The organism is Ralstonia sp. A12, from assembly GCF_000801955.1.
GTDB lineage: Bacteria > Pseudomonadota > Gammaproteobacteria > Burkholderiales > Burkholderiaceae > Ralstonia.
Genome location: NZ_JSZO01000008.1, coordinates 150,567 through 167,341, shown reverse-complemented (window position 1 = coordinate 167,341; position 16,775 = coordinate 150,567). Strand labels below are relative to the sequence as shown.

Below are 16,775 nucleotides of genomic sequence, written 5' to 3'. Positions count from 1 at the left end.
CGAGGCTCAGGATGCGGTCGTCAGTGTCGCTTCCAGCGCCTTGAGGCCATCGCGATAAATGCCCTCGAACAGGCGCGATGCGTCCTCGTCGCTCACGCCTGCTGGCGTGAACTGACCAGACCATTCGACGCGCGAGGCCTGATCGTCATCCGTGCCGACCACGCGCAGCGTGGAGCGGTAACCGGTGACGGGGAATGGCGCCTCGAGGATCGAGTAGGTGTAGCTGCGCGCGCTGTTGTCGAAGGCTTCGAGCCGTTCGATGATGGCGTCGCCATCGGGGTTAGCGAGGCGGCGCACACGGCCGCCTTCGCTCAACGCGCTCTTCGGGATATACGGCAGCCAGTCGGGCAGCGAATCGAAGCCGCCAATCAGTTGCCATACGCGGTCCGGTGCAACCGGCAGCGTGATCGTTGCAGAAGCGTGTGCCACGGTGGGCTCCTTGAATCAGATAAGGGAGTGCCGATCAGACGCGGTCGACCGGCAGCGGTGCGTTGGCGGCAACGAGGTGCTGCTCGCGCAGTTCGCGCCAGAAATCGGCGGGGATGGCTTCCTTAAGTGCGGCAACGTCTTCGGCAATGCGCTCCGGCCGGCTCGCGCCCGGAATCACGGCGGCGACAGCGGGGTTTGCCAGCACGAACTGCAATGCCGCCGCCTTGATGCTGACGCCATGGCGCTGCGCGATCGCCTTGATGCGCTCGACCTTGGCGATGATCTCGGGCGGTGCCTTCTGGTATTCGAAGTGCGCACCACCGGCCAGGATGCCGGAGCTGTAGGGGCCGCCCACCACGATTTCAGCGTTGCGCTCCAAGGCCTTTGGCAAGACCCGCTGCAGCGCGCGCTCGTGATCGAGCAGCGAATAGCGGCCCGCAAGCAGGAAGCCGTCGGCCTGCGCTTCAGCCAAGTCCAGCGTCAGTTCGATTGGTTCGACGCGGTTCACGCCCAGGCCCCAGGCCTTGATCACACCTTCTTCGCGCAGGCGGGTCAGCACGCGGAATGCGCCTTTGCGGGCGGTTTCGAAGTACGAGAGCCACTCATCGCCGTAGAAATCCTGGGCGATGTCATGCACCCAGACGATATCGAGGCGGTCGGCGTTCATGCGCTTGAGGCTGTCTTCGATGGAGCGCAGCGTGGCGTCGGCCGAGTAGTCGTTGACCAGCTTGTTGGGGCGGCCGGCGGCAAACAGGCCGCTCTTTTCGCCCAGTGCGCGCGCGCTGGCGTCTTCCACTTCATCCAGGATCAGGCGGCCGACCTTGGTGCTGAGCACGTATTCATCGCGTTTGTGCTTGGCCAGCGCTTGGCCCAGCCGGATTTCTGACAGGCCGGCGCCGTAGAAGGGCGCCGTGTCGAAGTAGCGCACGCCTTGTGCCCAGGCGGCGTCTACGGTGGCCTGTGCCTCCGCTTCCGGGATGTCGCGGAACATGTTGCCCAGCGGTGCGGTACCAAAGCCGAGCACGTTGCCGGCCAGTGTGTCTTTGATGCTCATGACTGCTCCAGATAAACCAAACAATGTGTTGGGGTGAAGGCAGTCTAGGGTTGTCTGTTGAGTCCGTCCAAGACATAATTTGCTGAACTTAAGTCTTAGAAGGTCTCAATCGAGGTCTCATATGTTGGATATCCGCCAGCTTCACTATTTCGTGGCCGTTGCAGAAGATGAGCACGTTGGACGTGCCGCCGAGCGGCTCCACATCTCGCAATCGCCCCTGAGCCGACAGATCGCCCAGCTGGAGGAAAAGCTCGGGCTGGTGCTGTTCGAGCGCTCCCAGCAGCGGATTCGCCTGACGCGGGACGGCCGCACGTTCCTGGCCGAAACGCGCGCCTTTCTCACCCACGCCAACCGGCTCGAAGCGCTGGCGCGCCGGCTTGGACGGGGTGACGAGGGCGGCCTGTGCATTGGCTATCTGGAATACGCCATGCATTCGGGTGTGCTGCCCAATGCACTGCGTGAGCTACGCGAAGGCCGGCCTGCCGTGCATATCGCGCTGTACAACCAGCAGTCGGCGGCGCAGTTGGAAGGGTTGCGCCAGCGCAGCCTCGACATCGCGCTCGTCTGCGAGCCGCCGTCACCGGATGATCCGGATCTCAATGCCGCGCAGGTGCTCAATGACCCCATGCTGCTCGCGTTGCCAGAAGATCACCCGCTCGCCAAGGCAACGTCCCTCAGCCCGGACGATCTGGCTGCGCAGAAGTGGATCGGCGTGATGCATCAGGAAACCGCGCTGCGGCACGACACGTTCATCGCGGCGTGCGCAAAGGCGGGCTTCACGCCAACGATCACGATGGAGGCCACAGAGCCGCTGGCGGCCCTCGGGCTTGTGGCGGCGGGGCTGGGTGTGACCACGATCCAGCAGAGCTTGCGCCACCAGGCGCCGGCGGGCGTGGTGCTGCGCGAGCTGTCCTGGTTCACTTACCGGATTCCGTTGTGGGCCGTCTGGCACAAGATCAACCTGCGGCCGCTGGTGGAGACGTTTCGCGAGACCTTGTTGCGAACAAACGGTGTACTGCCGGAGGCAGTCGACTAACGCCTCCGGCCCGCCTGCCGCCCATGGAAATGGCGAGCAGGCATCCACGCAGGCACCTGCCCGCACACCCGCTTTACCCCCAACCACATCGCCGCTTTCCCGCTACTCAGCTTCCTTACGGAAGACGCTTGCCGGGCGGGTTTTTAAGTTTTCCTTAACGAACCTACTGTTACGATTTATTACGGGGTGTGCTCTGGAAGTCTGATGTGGCGATTGCCAGGGGCAAACAAATTAAAAAAATGGGTCAGACCCACACGTGGGCTGACCATGCCACCGCAATGTAGTGCGCGCCAGAGCAGTCGCGACCGCATTCGGTTTTCGGGAGAGGCGCAATGCGATTGCTGGTGGTCGAGGACGATCCGATGATCGGAGAGGACCTCGAAGAAGGACTGCGCCAAGAAAACTATGCGGTGGATTGGGTGCGCGACGGCGAAGCCGCAACGCTTGCCTTGCGCCAGCAGGTGTATGACCTGCTGCTGTTGGATCTGGGCTTGCCGGGCCGCTCCGGAAGCGAGGTCCTGAAGGCCTACCGTGACCAGGGCGGTGATATTCCGGCACTGATCATCTCTGCGCGTGACACACCAGCCGATCGCGTGACCACGCTGGATGCCGGAGCCGACGACTACCTGATCAAGCCCTTTGATTTCAGCGAGCTCATGGCGCGGATACGCGCCTTGCTCCGCAGGCGTTCTGGCCGACGGTCGGCCACGATCGCCTACGGCAGCCTCAGCCTGAACCCCGGCACCCACGAAGCGCGTTTTCAAGATCAGCCGCTCAACCTCTCCAAGCGGGAGTTCGCGCTGCTGCTCGTGTTGATGGACGCGCGCGGCGAGGTCGTGTCGCGCGAGCTGCTCAAAGAGAAACTCTACGACTGGGATGCGGAAATCGAGAGCAATACCGTCGAGGTCTACATCCATGCGTTGCGCCGCAAACTCGGGCGCGACTTCATCAAGAACGTACGGGGTGTCGGCTACAAGCTGACGCAGACGCCATGAAGACGATCCGGGGATACCTCCTGGCCTGGCTGATCGGCGGCATGCTCCTCTGCACGTTCGTCGCCGGTGTCCTGCTGTACAACGTCGTGCGGGCAGAGAACCGCCAACTGTTCAACAACCAGCTCAGGCACATCGCAGGGTCGTTGCTGATCCACTTGCCGCCACTCGCCACCGAGGCCGGCAAGCCAGACGCCGACGAGGGCGACTACCCGGACGACGGCATCGTGGTGCAGGTCTGGGACGCCAGCGGCAAGCTGACCTACACGTCGCGTCCGGCAGTCACCTTGCCCCGCTACCCCGACGACGGACTGAAGACCGTGCCGTTTCGTGGCGAGCGCTGGCGGGTGTACGGCGAGGCCCGCTCGGGACAATTCGTTCAGGTCGCGCAGCCGATCGTTGTGCGCAAGGCTCTGGGCCTGCGGCTGATCTGGCTGGCGCTGGCACCGTTTCTCGTGCTGGTCCCGATGCTGGCCGCCATCATCTGGTTTGCCGTGCATCGCGGCCTGGCCCCGTTGCGTCGCACGGCGGAATCCATCGAGCAACGCGGGCCCAGTGCGCTGGAGCCGGTGGAGATGCACGCGCTGCCGCGCGAAATGGGCCCGATCGTGGATGCGTTGAACAACCTGATGAAGCGCCTGGAACGTGAGCTGACCTGGCGGCAGGAGTTCACGGCAGAGGTCGCGCACGAACTGCGTTCACCGTTGACTACGCTGAAGCTGCAACTGCAGTTGGCCGAGCGCGTGCAGACCGACGAGCAGCGCGTGAAAGCCTTCGCCAAGCTGCACGCCCGTCTGGATCGGGCGACCCATCTGGTCTTGCAGTTGCTGACCTTGGCGCGTCACCAGCGCGGCCTGCAAGACGCAGACATGCGCCCTGTCGATCTGACCAAGCTTGCGCATCAGGTGGTGGCCGATCTTGCCCCGCTGGCAGAGAGCAAAGACATTGCGCTGACGCTGGATGCAGTGGCAGGGGCCCCCGCCAAGGTTCAAGGGGACGAAGACGGCTTGCGCACGCTGCTCAGTAATGTTGTCGACAACGCGGTGCGCTATACGGCGCCGGGCGGCCGCGTGGATGTTGCCGCATTGTGGCAGGACGATGCGCTGGCATGGCGCGTGGTGGATACCGGCCCCGGAATTCCGTGGCAGGAGCGCCTGCGCGTATTTGACCGCTTCTATCGATTGGTCGACGCGACGACGGTCGGCAGCGGTCTGGGCCTCGCCATCGTCAAGAACATAGCCGAGCGCCACCAGGCCACCGTCGTGTTGAGCGACAACCCGGCAGGGCATGGTCTCGTCGTCACCGTGGCGTTTCCACCGGTAGATCGGAAAGCCGTGGAGTCGCTATCCGCGGACACGGCCGCACGTCGGCACGTTCAGGACTAAGCCGAGCGTCGCTTCTCGGTAGCTGCTCGCGCGGTAGAGGCACCCTCAAACAGGGGGCATGCCATCGCGCGGCATTGCATCTCATTCAATTACGTCGATCAGTCAATGCAAGCCACATCTTCTTCCGCACCGATACTCCCTACGCCGGTGCCACCCGTCTTGCGGTCGCTGATCGACCAAACGATCAATTCGATTCTGGAAGAGGCCGCTTCGAGTTCCGGACTTGAGGCAGGGCCGATCGGACGATGCGGGGACTACGCAATCGTTGGCGCGCGGGTGCTGACCTTGCTTACCCGCCACTCCTATGTGGCGGTCTCCGGCGGCGAGCTCATCGACTGCGGCAGCGGCCGCTACGTTGTGCTGAATCCTTCCAGAACTGCGCGACGCACCGCGCGAAAGCTCTCGGAGGTGAGGGAATACCACTGCTGGATTCAAGCGCAGCACGAGGTTGCCCCAAACCAAATGCGCCTGGAAATTGTCGATTTCACGGCCAGACATGACGAGCAGGTGGCGAACATGCTCGGCGTGCCTTTCACCCGAACGGCCGCGCCCAGCTATTTGTGGGACTGGGAAGACGCGATTGGCGAGGTGCCGGAAGACGCCCGCGCGCACATGAAAACCACGCGCAAAAAGCTCGATTGGCTGTGGGAAGACGCCAACTGCACGCGCCTGCTGCACAAGTACGAGAAGGACTACGACGTCGTGTTCCGGCGTCTGACCGCGCTGGCCATCCTACGTTTGGCCGACAGCTTCAAGACCGCGTGGGCTGCCCCAGAAAACGCGGCGTTTTCCGAGGCCGGTGTCGAATAGGCGATCATGTCGAGTCTGCACGCACGCCTGCTCTGAGCGCACCATGACCAGTCCCAACCCCGACAACCTGCAGCCTACGTTGATCGGCGCCCACGTCGAACTCCGCCCCCTTCAAGCCGATCACGCAGCGGACCTCGTTGCCGCAGCGGCAGATGGCGAGCTGTGGAATTTGAAGGTGACAGTGGTGCCAGGGCCGGAAACAGTGGACGGCTACGTGGCGACGGCGCTGCAAGGGCGCCAGGCCGGCACGGTCATGCCGTTTGTGATTGTCCGGCGTGAGTCCAACCGCATCATCGGCAGCACGCGCTTCTGGAAGATCGACCGCACCAACCGGAAGCTCGAAATCGGGCACACGTGGTTGAGCCAGTCGGCCCAACGGTCGAGCATCAACACGGAAGCCAAGCTGCTGCTCCTGACGTTCGCGTTTGAAGTCATGCAGTGCGTGCGCGTGCAATTCACCACCGACGAACTGAACGAAAAATCCCGCGCGGCGATTCTGCGCATCGGCGCAAAGCAAGAGGGCATCGTCCGCCACGAGCGCATCATGCCCGACGGCCGAAAGCGCAACTCGGTGCGCTTCAGCATCATCGATACCGAGTGGCCGGAGGTGAAGGCCATGTTGGAAGCACGGCTCGCGCGATAGCCGATGTGGGGCAGCCGGCCATTGCTCCAGGTAGGGCGCCAACACCTCTGCCACCCACTCACCAAACGCCTGCATGCGCCGAGACAGATGGCGCCGGTGCGGATACCAGCTCCGCCGTCATGCCAGTGTGAGCCGCTTCAGACTGCGCAATCGGCGGTCTGCGCGGCCGTCTTGTCGATCTTGCGCGATACAGGAAGGGTGACGACAAACGTCGTCCCCTGCCCGGGGCGGGTGATCACCTCAATGCGGCCGCCATGGCGTTTCACGATGCTGTGAGAGACCGAGAGCCCCAACCCTGTGCCCTGGCCGACGGGCTTGGTGGTGAAAAACGGATCAAAGATCCGGCTGACCACTTCGGGCGGCATCCCGATCCCGTCATCCGCAATGTCGACCGATACCCAGCCGTTGCCGCTGCGTGAGCCAATGGTGATCACACCGCGCTCCGGAATGGCCTGGACGGCGTTCAACAACAGGTTCATGAAGACCTGATTGAGCTGCGACGGGATGCACTCCACATGCGGCAACTCGCCATACGCACGCACCACCGTTGCCTTGTACTTGATCTCGTTGTGGATCACGTTCAGCGTGCTTTCAAGACCGGCATGCAGGTCTGATGACTCCCATGCCTCACTGCCCGGCCGCGAGAAATCCCGCAGATCCTGAACGATGCGGCGCACGCGCATGGAGCCTTCCAGCGAGTCGTCAATCAGCGGGAGGATGTCGTCGCTCACGTAGTCGAAATCTGCGCGTTGCCGGCTTGCCGCCAGACTGGATTGCGCGTCTTCGTTCAGTTGGCCACGCACCTGGTCGTAGGCGGATATGAGTTGGAGCAGGCCCTGTACCCATCGTTTCAGGGTGTTGAGATTGGCATGCACAAAGCCGATCGGATTGTTGATCTCATGCGCCACGCCTGCCGCAAGCTGACCAATGGAGGCCAGCTTTTCCGACTGCAGCAGTTGCACGTGCGCCTCCTCAAGCTGGTGAATCAGTTTGCGCTGTTCTTCTTTCTCTTGCTCCAGGCGTGCCTGTGCCTGCTTGCGCTCCTCGATTTCCTGCTCCATCTTGCGGCGCATGAGTTCGAGCATATGGGTGGTGCGCTCGTACTCCCGCAGCGTGGCTTCCAGTTTGCAGGTGCGGTCCCGCACCTGTTCCTCCAGCGTGACGGCCATGCCTTGCAACAGGGTGGTGCGAGCATCAAAGCGCGACACCATCAGCGTGACGGTGAGGATGCCGAGCGTGAACATCGCAATGGTGGTCGCCAGCCACTGTGTGTTGATGCCGTGGGCTGCGCCGCAGATGGCGCCGGGGGCGAAATGGGCGGCCGCCATGCCCGTGTAGTGCATCCCGGTGATGGCCCCGCCCATGATGATGGCGGCCACGATCCGTTTGATGATCAGGTGCCGGCGTTCAACCGCGCTGAGCGCGTGCGCGATGCTCAGCGCCGCCGCCGCCGCCACGATGGCAACCAGAACCGACGCGGCAAACAGTGCCGGATCGTACTGAATGCCAGGCTGCATATGCATGGCGGCCATGCCCGTGTAATGCATGCTGGCAATGCCCAGGCCCATCAGCACCCCGCCGGTTGCCAGGCGAGCCAGCGTCAGCTTTGTCAGCGTGACGACGCGCAGCGCGAAGTACGAGACGAGAATGGCGATGACGAGAGAAGCCAGGGTGATCTTGAAGTCGTACCCGAGCGGAACGGGCAGCGAAAACGCCAGCATGCCCACGAAGTGCATCGACCAGATGCCGATCCCCATGGCCGTGGCACCTGCGATCAGCCACATGTGCCGGAGCTTGGGCTTTTCCATCGGCGAGATGAGCCTGGCAAGTTCCAGCGCCGTATAGGACGCCAACGTCGCAATCACCAGCGACAGTGAAACGAGCAACACGTTATACGTGCCATGCATGGTTGGCTCCTGTTGCAGGGCCGGCAAGCTAAGGATCGGGCGATCCGGATACGCAGGCGAGGATACCGAGCGTGGTGCCAGCACCGTCCGCAGGCAGCACCGTGCATTGCGGTTGCGTCAGGCTGCGCATGTGCCTCCTGATTCGCATCCCATCCACCTTATTGCCAATATCGTCAGCAGGACCTCGATTCTGCATGGGGATAAATGCTTAGATCCATTTTGTGAGGGGGTGTAGGTGGTTATGTACGGTGTCATTCATTAGGGGGCGCCATTTTCTGGATGGCTCCGGTGTGGCCAAGCCAGTGTTGGCCTGAAGGCGGGTGTTCTTCAGTTTTGCGGAGTCTGAAAACCTCTTCCTGAAAACCTCTTCCTGAAAACCTCTTCCTGAAAACAAGTGACGTTCTCCTCCCACAAAATATTCTGGCACTAGGAGGTGATACGTATGATGCTTTGTATAGGGCCGTCGTTAATGACGTTATCAGCGCGTGATTCCCAGGCATAAGGCAGAAACCGGTCCATAAACCTCTTCCCTGCTCATGACGCACATCACCGAAACGGAACTGTCCGAGGCGATCGTTGATCTCGTCAACTGCGGGGTGTTTTCGGTCGATCGCGACATGCGCGTTCTGAGCTGGAACCGCTTCATGCAAACGCACAGCGGCCGCACCGGCGAAGAGGTCATCGGGCAGGGTCTGTTCAGCCTGTTTCCGGAGCTGCCTGAAAAGTGGCTGCGCAAGAAAATCGAGGCCGTGTTTAGCCAGGGTGTCACCACCTATACCTCCTGGGAGCACCGTCCGTACGTATTTCGTTTCAGCCCGGCCCCGCCGATGGCGGACGTCATCGATTTGATGCGGCAGAACTGCAGCTTCATTCCCATTGACGATGGCAATGGCACCGTGATTGCAGTGGGCGTGACGCTGATTGACGCGACCGATATCAGCCTTGCCGTTGGCGAGTTGCGCAAACGCGAGAAAATCGCCACCGATGCGCTGGCAGAACTGACCCTGCGCAATATGCAACTGTCGGCCCTGAATGAGCAGCTGGCGCAAGCGCACCAACAACTGCTGCAATCTGAAAAACTGGCGGCCATTGGTCAATTGGCCGCCGGGATTGCGCACGAGATCAATAATCCCGTCGGGTTTGTGCTGTCAAACCTGAACGCACTGGAGCGCTATCTGCAGACGCTGGTGACCTATGCGCGCGACGTGCAGAAGTTGGCGGTCGCGGCGCACCCCACACTCGGCACCCAACTGGCCGACCTGGCGGAAGCGGCAGACTTCGATTACCTCGTCATGGATACGCCGGTGTTGGTGAGCGAATCAAAGGAAGGCCTGCAGCGGGTCCGGGAGATCGTGGTCGATTTGCGCGATTTTTCCCGCGCCGACAGCGCACACCAGTGGGAGCAGGCAGACCTCCACCGCTGCATTGAATCCACGCTCAACATCGCTCACAACGAAGTCAAATACCAGGCCGAGCTGATCCGTGAATTTGGCGACGTACCGCTGCTGCACTGCATTCCCTCGCAGATCAGTCAGGTGGTGCTCAACCTGGTGGTCAATGCCGCGCAGTCGTACAAGCACCGCCGCAGGAGCGGGGACGAGCCGGGCACCATCACCATTCGTACCGGCTTCAATGGCGGCGAGGCGGGCCAGATCTGGTTTGAAGTGATCGACGCCGGCTGCGGCATCCCACCGGAAAATCTCAAGCGCATCTTCGACCCGTTCTTCACCACCAAGCCGATCGGGCAAGGGACAGGCCTGGGCCTATCGGTGACCTACGGGATCGTCAGCGCGCACGGCGGCCATATCGATGTGAACAGCGTGCCCGGCCGGGGCACGACCTTTCGGGTCACGCTGCCGCAGCGTCGCGCAGCCACCGACAGCGCCGCCCAACAACACGCGACGAGCACGAAGCTCGCCGCCTCGAACGACGCACCGTAGCGAGGTCAGCATGGCACCCCCGGTGCGGCTGCCCGACACGGTCATCCCCATACTGCATCAGCAGAAGGAGGTTCGATATGGCTGTCTATGAAACAGAAGCGTCGCACCCCGATACGGTTGGGGACGAACATGCGGGCACGCCGGAGGGGCCACAGCCCCAAGCCACCGAAGCCGCCCAAGCCGATCAGCAAGCTGCGCCGTGCCCTCCTGTTACGCGCCCCGCGCTGGCGCCGATGGTGCTTCTCGTTGATGACGAGCCCGGTGTACTGTCGGCGCTGCGGCGCCTGCTGCGCCCTACCGGCTACCGGGTATTGACCGCGGAAAGCGGCGCCGCCGGTCTCGAACTGCTGGCAGCGAATCCGGCCGATCTCATCATCTCCGACATGCGCATGCCCAACATGAACGGGGCTGAGTTTCTGTCCAAGGCGCGCGCAGCGTATCCGGACACGATGCGCATCCTGCTCACGGGCTATTCCGAGATCGACTCGGCCGTGCGGGCCATCAATGAAGGCGGCGTCTATCGCTACCTCAACAAGCCCTGGGACGACCAAGACCTGCTGATGACGATTCAGCAGGCCCTTGAGCAACGCACATTGAGCCGCGAGACCGCCAGGCTCACCACCCTCACGCAGCAGCAGAACGAACGGTTGCAGCAGATGAACGCAGGGCTGGAAACCGAGGTGGTGGCACGCACCGAAGAGATTCGCCAGACGCTCATGTTCCTGGAGGATGCGCAGCGCGACCTCAAGCGCAACTTCACCAACATGGTCCAGGTGTGCGCCAGCATGATCGAGCTGCGTTGCGGCGCCGTGGGTGGGCAATCCATGCGGGTAGGCGACCTCGCACGCCGGATCGCGCTTGCCTATGGGCTAACGGGCATGCCGGTGCAGGACATCTTCCACGCCGGGTTGCTGCACGGCATTGGCAAGCTTTCGTTACCGGACAATCTGCTCAACCGGTCGCTCGACCGGCTCACCCCGGAAGAAAGCAAGCTGTATCACCAGCACCCCTTGCGCGCGCAGATGGTTCTGACGGCGGTGCCGCAGCTGGCGCACGTGGCGCAGATCATCCGGCACCAGTACGAGCGCTACAACGGCCGCGGCACACCGGACCGGCTCGTGGGCGAGGACATTCCCATCGGCTCGCGCATCGTCGCACTTGCACGGGACTATGTTGACCTGCTGATGGGCGGCCTCGTCAGGCAGCGCGTCAGCGCCGAGCAAGCGGCAGAGATGATCAAGGCCCAGTCCGGCTTGCGCTACGACCCGCTCGTCGTCGTACGCTTTGCCGCGGTCCTCAAGGAGTTGGAAGACATGCCGCCGGTGCGGCAAGTCCGCTCGATTGACCTGCGCGAAGGGATGCGCCTGGCCGACGATCTGCTGACCCGCCGGGGCGTGCTGCTGATTGGCCGCGACAGCGTCATCAACGCGCACCAGATCGAGCAGATCCGGCGCTTTGAATCGCACGAGGACGTGCCGTTCGCCATCGTGATCTATCACGACGCCTGAGATTGGCTGGCTGAGCGCGCCAGCCCGCGCTCAGTTTGCGCCGCCCGTGACCGGCGCCGCGGGTGCAGATGCGGGTGCTGGCGTCGGTGCCGTAACTGCCGGCGCAGATGCGGGCGCGGGTTCAGCATGCGCGTTGGGCTCCGGCGCGGGCGGCGTGGCAACCGGCGCGGAGGCAGGTGCAGGTGTGGTGGCTGGCGCTGCCGCCGGAGCAGCCGGAGCCGATGCGGGTGCCACCACCGGCACGGGCGGCGCCGGCGGCGTCGGCACCACGGGCGTGGTCATCTTCATCGGCTCGCCTTGCGCCGTGGGTGCGGGTTCGGGCAGCGGGGCCACGTGTTCTTTTGCTGCCGCCTCCGCCACCTTCACAGCCGCACGGTCACGGCGCACCGGGTCGATTTTCAGGAAGTGGTCGACCAGGTTGAAGTAGCGCTCGTAAAACACCCCGGCCGGAATCGTCTCGCTGGCCACCTTCACCATCGAATCGTCACCCGAGCCGATCGGCAAAGACACCGAGCCCAGGATGCTCAACCCCACGCTGGCCGACGTGCTCGTTTTCTTGAGCGAGTAGCGGTCTTGCACAGCGTTCACGTACGCCGTGCTGGACGTGCCGTCTGCATTGGCATCTGCACACACCACGTGGAAGGCAATCACCACGTGCGAGTCATTGTTCGGCTGGAAATTCTTGCTGCCGTCGATGGTGTCAGCACGCGGCGAGCTCGACACATACCCCTGGCTCAGCAGCGCACGGCGCGCGGCTTCACACGTGGCATCGGCCTTGGCGTGGAACGTGCGCGCATATGGGCTGGCCGCCGCATCAAACTGCTCTTGCTGATAGAGCGGCGTGGGCGCGGAGCTGCATGCCGACAACAGGGCGGCAACTGCACACGAGGCGGACAACAGGCGGAAGCGGTAGGGCATGGTGTGGGTCAAAAGGGCTTGGCCGGGCGATGTACGGTGCGATGCCATCGCGGGTGCGGCGCAAGTTTTGTGCGCGGCGCTGGCGGGTGACCACGTGGGTTTGCGTGGCCGGGCGTCATTATAAGTTTGTTGGGTGATGGGGCAGGCTGTCTGGCCCCCTTGGAGCGATAGCGGCGACTCTGGAATGCGCCGACTTTTGTTCGCGTGGGATCAGCTTGCCAAAGAAGCGCTTGGAATATAGGGGGCCTCCGCCGGCACGATCAGCCCTTGAAAATCCCCCACCGCCTTCTCACGCTGCGCAACAACAAACGGCGTGATGTCTTCCACTGACAGCAGCACCTCGCGCCCAAAGCGTTCCAGCGTGCGGCCGCGCAGGCCGAGCTGGATGGCACGACGCTCGATTGGGCGCCCGGTCGGATCGTGGTCTGGGTCCCATTGAAGGCGGACATCGGAGTGCGTGACTTGCGTGCGCCACTCGTCCTCAGTCGCACAGTCGGATGCGGCAAACGACGATGCCACCGCGGTGCGCAGCAGCTCATCGAAGAACGCTCGCGGCAGCCGGATCGCCAGGATGCGCTCCTGCCCTTCCTTCGTCGCCCAGCCGGCGCGGAACATCATCCAGAGGAAATTCGGCTTGATCCAGCTCATGCGGCCAAAGCTGAAATCGCCACCAAATGCTTGATGGGCGACGGCGTACTCGGCAATCGACGGTTTGTAGGCTTGGTAGACGTAGATTGAATCTGCGTCGTACTGGGCCATGATGTGTTGGCCCGTAGTAGGCCAGTGTTGGAGTTGTTCTAGGTAGGGTTGAAAAAGCATGTGGTTCTTGGACTGCCGCTATATGCCGGGAGCTTCTCCTTCCAGTACCGAATTGAGTATCTGCAGAACCTCCCCTGTTCCAACAATGAGCGGCCCCTCTGCAACTTCAACTATTCGGCCAACCCACAACGTGTGTGGGTACGCTTCCGGTGTCAGAAGCCAAACTTCCGCCTCGCATTCTTCGTCTGTCATTGCGGTGCCAGCGCCAACAAACTCGTGGTGCGCGCTGGACCAATAGTCCGATCGAATGCCGTACGCGGGACGATACCCGGATCGCACGACTCTGATGTTGCCTTCGGAGTTACGTGCGGTGAGTAGGAACTTGACGATGATGTCGGGTGGCCGTGAGGGGCGAGTCATCTGCCGCACTATTCGACTGTCACACCATGAATCACAAGCTCGGTCCGGCTGTACTGATTCTGCTCCGAGAGCTGCATCTCCGTTTGATAGTCCGCTAGCCACACGTTATGAAGCTCCGTGACTACACCTTTCGATGATGTCTGCTTGCAATGCAGGTCGATGGCGGAACCTGTCAGTTTCTCGAAGACTGTCGATGCCGGCCGCTCACGCCCCACGATACAGATGCGCTCCTTCGCCCCCTTGAAATCAGGCTGCGGCAGCGGGATGCGTAGCGTTGTGCCCTCTTTGAGCGGCTGATTGGCGGCGACCAAGGCCGCTGCATCCTGCAGGTTGGCCTGCGCTTCACGGACGACAGGCTGTACGAAGTGCAGGCGTAGCGTTGCGATGCCATAGAACAGGGAGAAGCTGGTCCAGTTGCCGTCCCTTGACGGATCTGCGGGCGTCGTGATTTCGGCGATGACGCCGTTGTTGCGTCGATTGATGAACGTCGTGATCATCCGCTGCGAATTTGCCGGTGCGCCCTTGCTGGTCCATTCCAGATCGAATACCGCGCGCTTGAATGAAAGCGGTCGACTGCCATCTGCCGGCAGGCTGTTGCGAATGAATTGAGGCAACTGACGTTCGTCGAATGCTTCGTTCAAGTACGTTTCGGGTTTGCTCAAGACAGAATCCGCTGCAGGCGGTTGGTGTTCCATCCGACGAAGCAGGGCAAGCGAGGCGTGACTCCGCAAGGGCTCCGGTGCAGAGGTCACTTGATCAACAAGTAGGCGAATTTGTTCACAGAGTTCGAGTGGTGAGTCGAATGTGTCGACTTCACTAGACTTCACGGCTGCGTTGAGGAGCTTGTCGGCCTCAAGCATTCCAGCAATCGTGCTGCGTTCGCCAGTCTCGTCATCAGATGGCTTGTGTAGGGCCGCGATTCTCGCGGCTTCCAGCAAGCTTTGCGTCGCCACAGGCGACATCAACGGCAGATACTGAAAGACATTTCCGTCCCGCGTGCGTAGGAACACTTTGCAGTCTCGAGGTGTCGCAGTCACCATCGTCTTCATCAACTGCAGTGAACGCAGCCGCTCCGACGGCGACAGTTTCGTGCTCCATAGCGGCAACCCGCTTTTCTCCGAACCACATAGCCGTTTGCGTAACGTCGGGTCGTTCAATACCTTTTTGGAAAGCCGCAGCGCCTCTTCTCCTTGCGGAGAATCAGGAACGAAACCTGTGGCCAGCAATGTTTCACGGAGTGCTGCATCGCTTGGGGGTTGGCACGGAAACGCCCCATTCTTCGTCGCCGAGTTGGCAGGTGCCGGGGTCATGGTCGACGTCGTGGTATCGACGGCATGTGCCGCAGCGGAGAAGAAGCAGAGCAGTGCCAGGAGCGATTTTCTGTAGATCCGCATGTGAGTTGTGAACGTTCTTATATGTTGTGCGACGCGCGGTGCGCGGATTTTTCTCTTGTTGGGTGAAGTCGCCCCTGGGCCTGCAAAGTATCAGGCTTAAAGAGGCTGATGGTTAAGCCAACTTTCTGAGCCATCGAATTCATACCAACGCCCGTCAGACTCAACCGTCGTGCTCTCCAGGCGTGGCCAGCGAAACCGAAAGCTATACAGATAGAACGGCAGCACGAAATACCGCCGCTCCTCCAGATCAAATACCGCCGTCTTCCGCTCCGGCAGCGTCTCCATCCAGCTCATCGCCAGGAAGCGTGAATCTGGCGTGCATGCAAACAAGCACCCCCACGCATACCCCGGCGCCCGAACGTTGTTGATCCAGATCGAGTGATAGGAATCACCGCGCGGTGGTTCGCCTTCAAAGCCCAGATAGATCTGGTGGCGGCCGTCTGGCGTGATCAGCTCGATATCCGCCATGCCGGCCCAGAGGGCCGAGCCGTTTGCCGACAGTTGGCACGTCATCACGTTTGCAGTCTTGCCAACGACCTCGCGGCGCTGGCGCGTGAGGGCGAATGCCCTGTGCCGCAAGCGCTGCGGAAAGTGCTTGTTCATTGCCACTTGGGCGAGCGCAACTTGTACTTCCATGTCGACAGGCGCCCCGTGCTCGATCCACCCAACCGCCAAGTCTGGCCAATAGGACGTCGGCCACGCAAGCGCGGTTAGCAGTGCGGCCCGAACCTGTTCGGCGGGCAAGTCATGCTGGTAGGGCTGCTCCAGAAGCGTGACGATGGCAGGCGATTGCGTCATTGCACAGCCCCCTAAACCTTCGCCCGGCCAGTGCGCAATGCCATGGCCCAGTCTGGCCGCCCGCGCTGTTCTGCAAGTACTGCCGCGTCATCCCACGCATATTCAACCGCGCGAAACTCGGCGGCCCAATCATCGCCATGCCCGGTCACGATGGCATAGCGCGCATGCGGGCTGCCGGCCTCAATACGGTGGGCGACAGGGTGTACATCGCTAAACGCTTGCAGCCCGACGCTGCCCGGGTTGACGACGAAGCGGCCGTCCACCAGCCTCACCGCGCGGGGCAGGTGGGTGTGGCCACACAGCACGAGCTTGGCGTTGGCATTGCCGGCGCGTGAAAGCACCTCGTCGTGCGTGGCCGCGCGGCAGCCGTCTTCCTCAAGCGTTTCCACAAAGTAGGTCACATCGCTTTCCATTGACCCGTGGACGAGCAGCACGTCTGCGTTGATGTAGTGATGCGCCGGCAGGCTGGCAAACCACGCGAGCTGGTCAGGCCGCAGCTCCGCAAACGCGTACTGATCTGATGCACCCATACGCGCGGGATCACCCTCAACAAGCTGCCTTTCATGATTGCCGCGAATGGTCGGCAGGTTCAGTGCCATTAACCGGTCGACCGTCTCGCTCGGCTGCAGCGGGCCAGACGCAATATCGCCTAGGTTCACGATCAGATCGACACCCTGGCTTTGAATGTCTTCCAGTACAGCGTCCAGCGCGGCCAGGTTGCCGTGAATATCGGAAAGGGCGGCGATTCTCATGGGGATTTTGAGGGAGTGGAGTTTGCCTTG

15 protein-coding genes are annotated in these 16,775 nt (G+C 62.1%); 7 read left to right on the top strand and 8 right to left on the bottom strand.

Annotation, left to right across the window (positions count from 1 at the left end):
- Positions 1–6: 6 nt before the first annotated feature.
- Positions 7–429, bottom strand: a complete 423-nt coding sequence (locus PI87_RS12600) for an SRPBCC family protein (RefSeq protein ID WP_039598034.1) — start codon at positions 427–429, stop codon at positions 7–9.
- A gap of 34 nt (positions 430–463) precedes the next feature.
- A complete protein-coding gene (locus PI87_RS12595) occupies positions 464–1,483 on the bottom strand; it encodes an aldo/keto reductase (RefSeq protein ID WP_039598033.1) in 1,020 nt (339 codons plus the stop codon).
- A 121-nt stretch (positions 1,484–1,604) separates the two neighbouring features.
- Between PI87_RS12595 and PI87_RS12590 the strand changes: the two genes are divergently transcribed.
- From PI87_RS12590 to PI87_RS12570, 5 genes are all read left to right on the top strand, one after another.
- Entirely contained in the window at positions 1,605–2,519 is a 915-nt protein-coding gene (locus PI87_RS12590; RefSeq protein ID WP_039598032.1) for a LysR substrate-binding domain-containing protein, read from the top strand.
- A gap of 332 nt (positions 2,520–2,851) precedes the next feature.
- On the top strand, positions 2,852–3,514 hold the full coding sequence (locus PI87_RS12585) for a response regulator (RefSeq protein WP_039598031.1): 663 nt from the start codon (positions 2,852–2,854) through the stop codon (positions 3,512–3,514).
- Positions 3,511–4,896, top strand: a complete 1,386-nt coding sequence (locus tag PI87_RS12580) for an ATP-binding protein (protein ID WP_052321510.1) — start codon at positions 3,511–3,513, stop codon at positions 4,894–4,896. Before PI87_RS12585 ends, PI87_RS12580 begins: the two co-directional genes overlap by 4 nt.
- Before the next feature lie 159 nt (positions 4,897–5,055).
- Positions 5,056–5,706: a hypothetical protein gene (locus PI87_RS29060; RefSeq protein ID WP_157003121.1), complete on the top strand. Its 651-nt coding sequence runs from the start codon at positions 5,056–5,058 to the stop codon at positions 5,704–5,706.
- Positions 5,707–5,749: 43 nt separating this feature from the next.
- Positions 5,750–6,349 carry a GNAT family N-acetyltransferase gene (locus PI87_RS12570; RefSeq protein WP_039598030.1) on the top strand — a complete coding sequence of 200 codons (600 nt, stop codon included), beginning with the start codon at positions 5,750–5,752 and terminating at the stop codon, positions 6,347–6,349.
- A 137-nt stretch (positions 6,350–6,486) separates the two neighbouring features.
- Here PI87_RS12570 and PI87_RS12565 read toward each other — a convergent pair whose 3' ends face one another.
- Positions 6,487–8,256, bottom strand: a complete 1,770-nt coding sequence (locus tag PI87_RS12565; RefSeq protein ID WP_039598029.1) for a histidine kinase — start codon at positions 8,254–8,256, stop codon at positions 6,487–6,489.
- Positions 8,257–8,792: 536 nt separating this feature from the next.
- Between PI87_RS12565 and PI87_RS12560 the strand changes: the two genes are divergently transcribed.
- Positions 8,793–10,196, top strand: a complete 1,404-nt coding sequence (locus tag PI87_RS12560) for an ATP-binding protein (RefSeq protein ID WP_039598028.1) — start codon at positions 8,793–8,795, stop codon at positions 10,194–10,196.
- A 77-nt stretch (positions 10,197–10,273) separates the two neighbouring features.
- On the top strand, positions 10,274–11,704 hold the full coding sequence (locus PI87_RS12555; RefSeq protein WP_039598027.1) for an HD domain-containing phosphohydrolase: 1,431 nt from the start codon (positions 10,274–10,276) through the stop codon (positions 11,702–11,704).
- 30 nt (positions 11,705–11,734) lie between these two features.
- Here PI87_RS12555 and PI87_RS12550 read toward each other — a convergent pair whose 3' ends face one another.
- The 5 genes from PI87_RS12550 to PI87_RS12530 form a co-directional block, all read right to left on the bottom strand.
- Positions 11,735–12,622, bottom strand: a complete 888-nt coding sequence (locus PI87_RS12550; RefSeq protein ID WP_039598158.1) for a DUF2242 domain-containing protein — start codon at positions 12,620–12,622, stop codon at positions 11,735–11,737.
- Between the two features lie 210 nt (positions 12,623–12,832).
- Positions 12,833–13,381, bottom strand: coding sequence for a DUF4291 domain-containing protein (locus PI87_RS12545; protein WP_198139551.1), 549 nt, complete (start codon positions 13,379–13,381; stop codon positions 12,833–12,835).
- A 428-nt stretch (positions 13,382–13,809) separates the two neighbouring features.
- The gene (locus PI87_RS29055) at positions 13,810–15,195 is read right to left on the bottom strand and encodes a hypothetical protein (RefSeq protein WP_157003120.1); all 1,386 of its coding nucleotides are present in this window, start codon (positions 15,193–15,195) and stop codon (positions 13,810–13,812) included.
- A 96-nt stretch (positions 15,196–15,291) separates the two neighbouring features.
- Positions 15,292–15,939, bottom strand: coding sequence for a hypothetical protein (locus PI87_RS29570; protein ID WP_232313986.1), 648 nt, complete (start codon positions 15,937–15,939; stop codon positions 15,292–15,294).
- A gap of 65 nt (positions 15,940–16,004) precedes the next feature.
- Positions 16,005–16,745, bottom strand: coding sequence for a metallophosphoesterase family protein (locus PI87_RS12530; protein WP_039598024.1), 741 nt, complete (start codon positions 16,743–16,745; stop codon positions 16,005–16,007).
- Positions 16,746–16,775 lie beyond the last annotated feature (30 nt).

Excerpts from the sequence above, each read along its gene's own strand:
- PI87_RS12595 (WP_039598033.1), bottom strand. The coding sequence starts at position 1,483 with ATGAGCATCAAAGACACACTGGCCGGCAACGTGCTCGGCTTTGGTACC.
- PI87_RS12590 (WP_039598032.1), top strand. The coding sequence starts at position 1,605 with ATGTTGGATATCCGCCAGCTTCACTATTTCGTGGCCGTTGCAGAAGAT.
- PI87_RS12585 (WP_039598031.1), top strand. The coding sequence starts at position 2,852 with ATGCGATTGCTGGTGGTCGAGGACGATCCGATGATCGGAGAGGACCTC.
- PI87_RS12580 (WP_052321510.1), top strand. The coding sequence starts at position 3,511 with ATGAAGACGATCCGGGGATACCTCCTGGCCTGGCTGATCGGCGGCATG.
- PI87_RS12570 (WP_039598030.1), top strand. The coding sequence starts at position 5,750 with ATGACCAGTCCCAACCCCGACAACCTGCAGCCTACGTTGATCGGCGCC.
- PI87_RS12565 (WP_039598029.1), bottom strand. The coding sequence starts at position 8,256 with ATGCATGGCACGTATAACGTGTTGCTCGTTTCACTGTCGCTGGTGATT.
- PI87_RS12560 (WP_039598028.1), top strand. The coding sequence starts at position 8,793 with ATGACGCACATCACCGAAACGGAACTGTCCGAGGCGATCGTTGATCTC.
- PI87_RS12555 (WP_039598027.1), top strand. The coding sequence starts at position 10,274 with ATGGCTGTCTATGAAACAGAAGCGTCGCACCCCGATACGGTTGGGGAC.
- PI87_RS12550 (WP_039598158.1), bottom strand. The coding sequence starts at position 12,622 with ATGCCCTACCGCTTCCGCCTGTTGTCCGCCTCGTGTGCAGTTGCCGCC.
- PI87_RS12545 (WP_198139551.1), bottom strand. The coding sequence starts at position 13,381 with ATGGCCCAGTACGACGCAGATTCAATCTACGTCTACCAAGCCTACAAA.
- PI87_RS29055 (WP_157003120.1), bottom strand. The coding sequence starts at position 15,195 with ATGCGGATCTACAGAAAATCGCTCCTGGCACTGCTCTGCTTCTTCTCC.
- PI87_RS12530 (WP_039598024.1), bottom strand. The coding sequence starts at position 16,745 with ATGAGAATCGCCGCCCTTTCCGATATTCACGGCAACCTGGCCGCGCTG.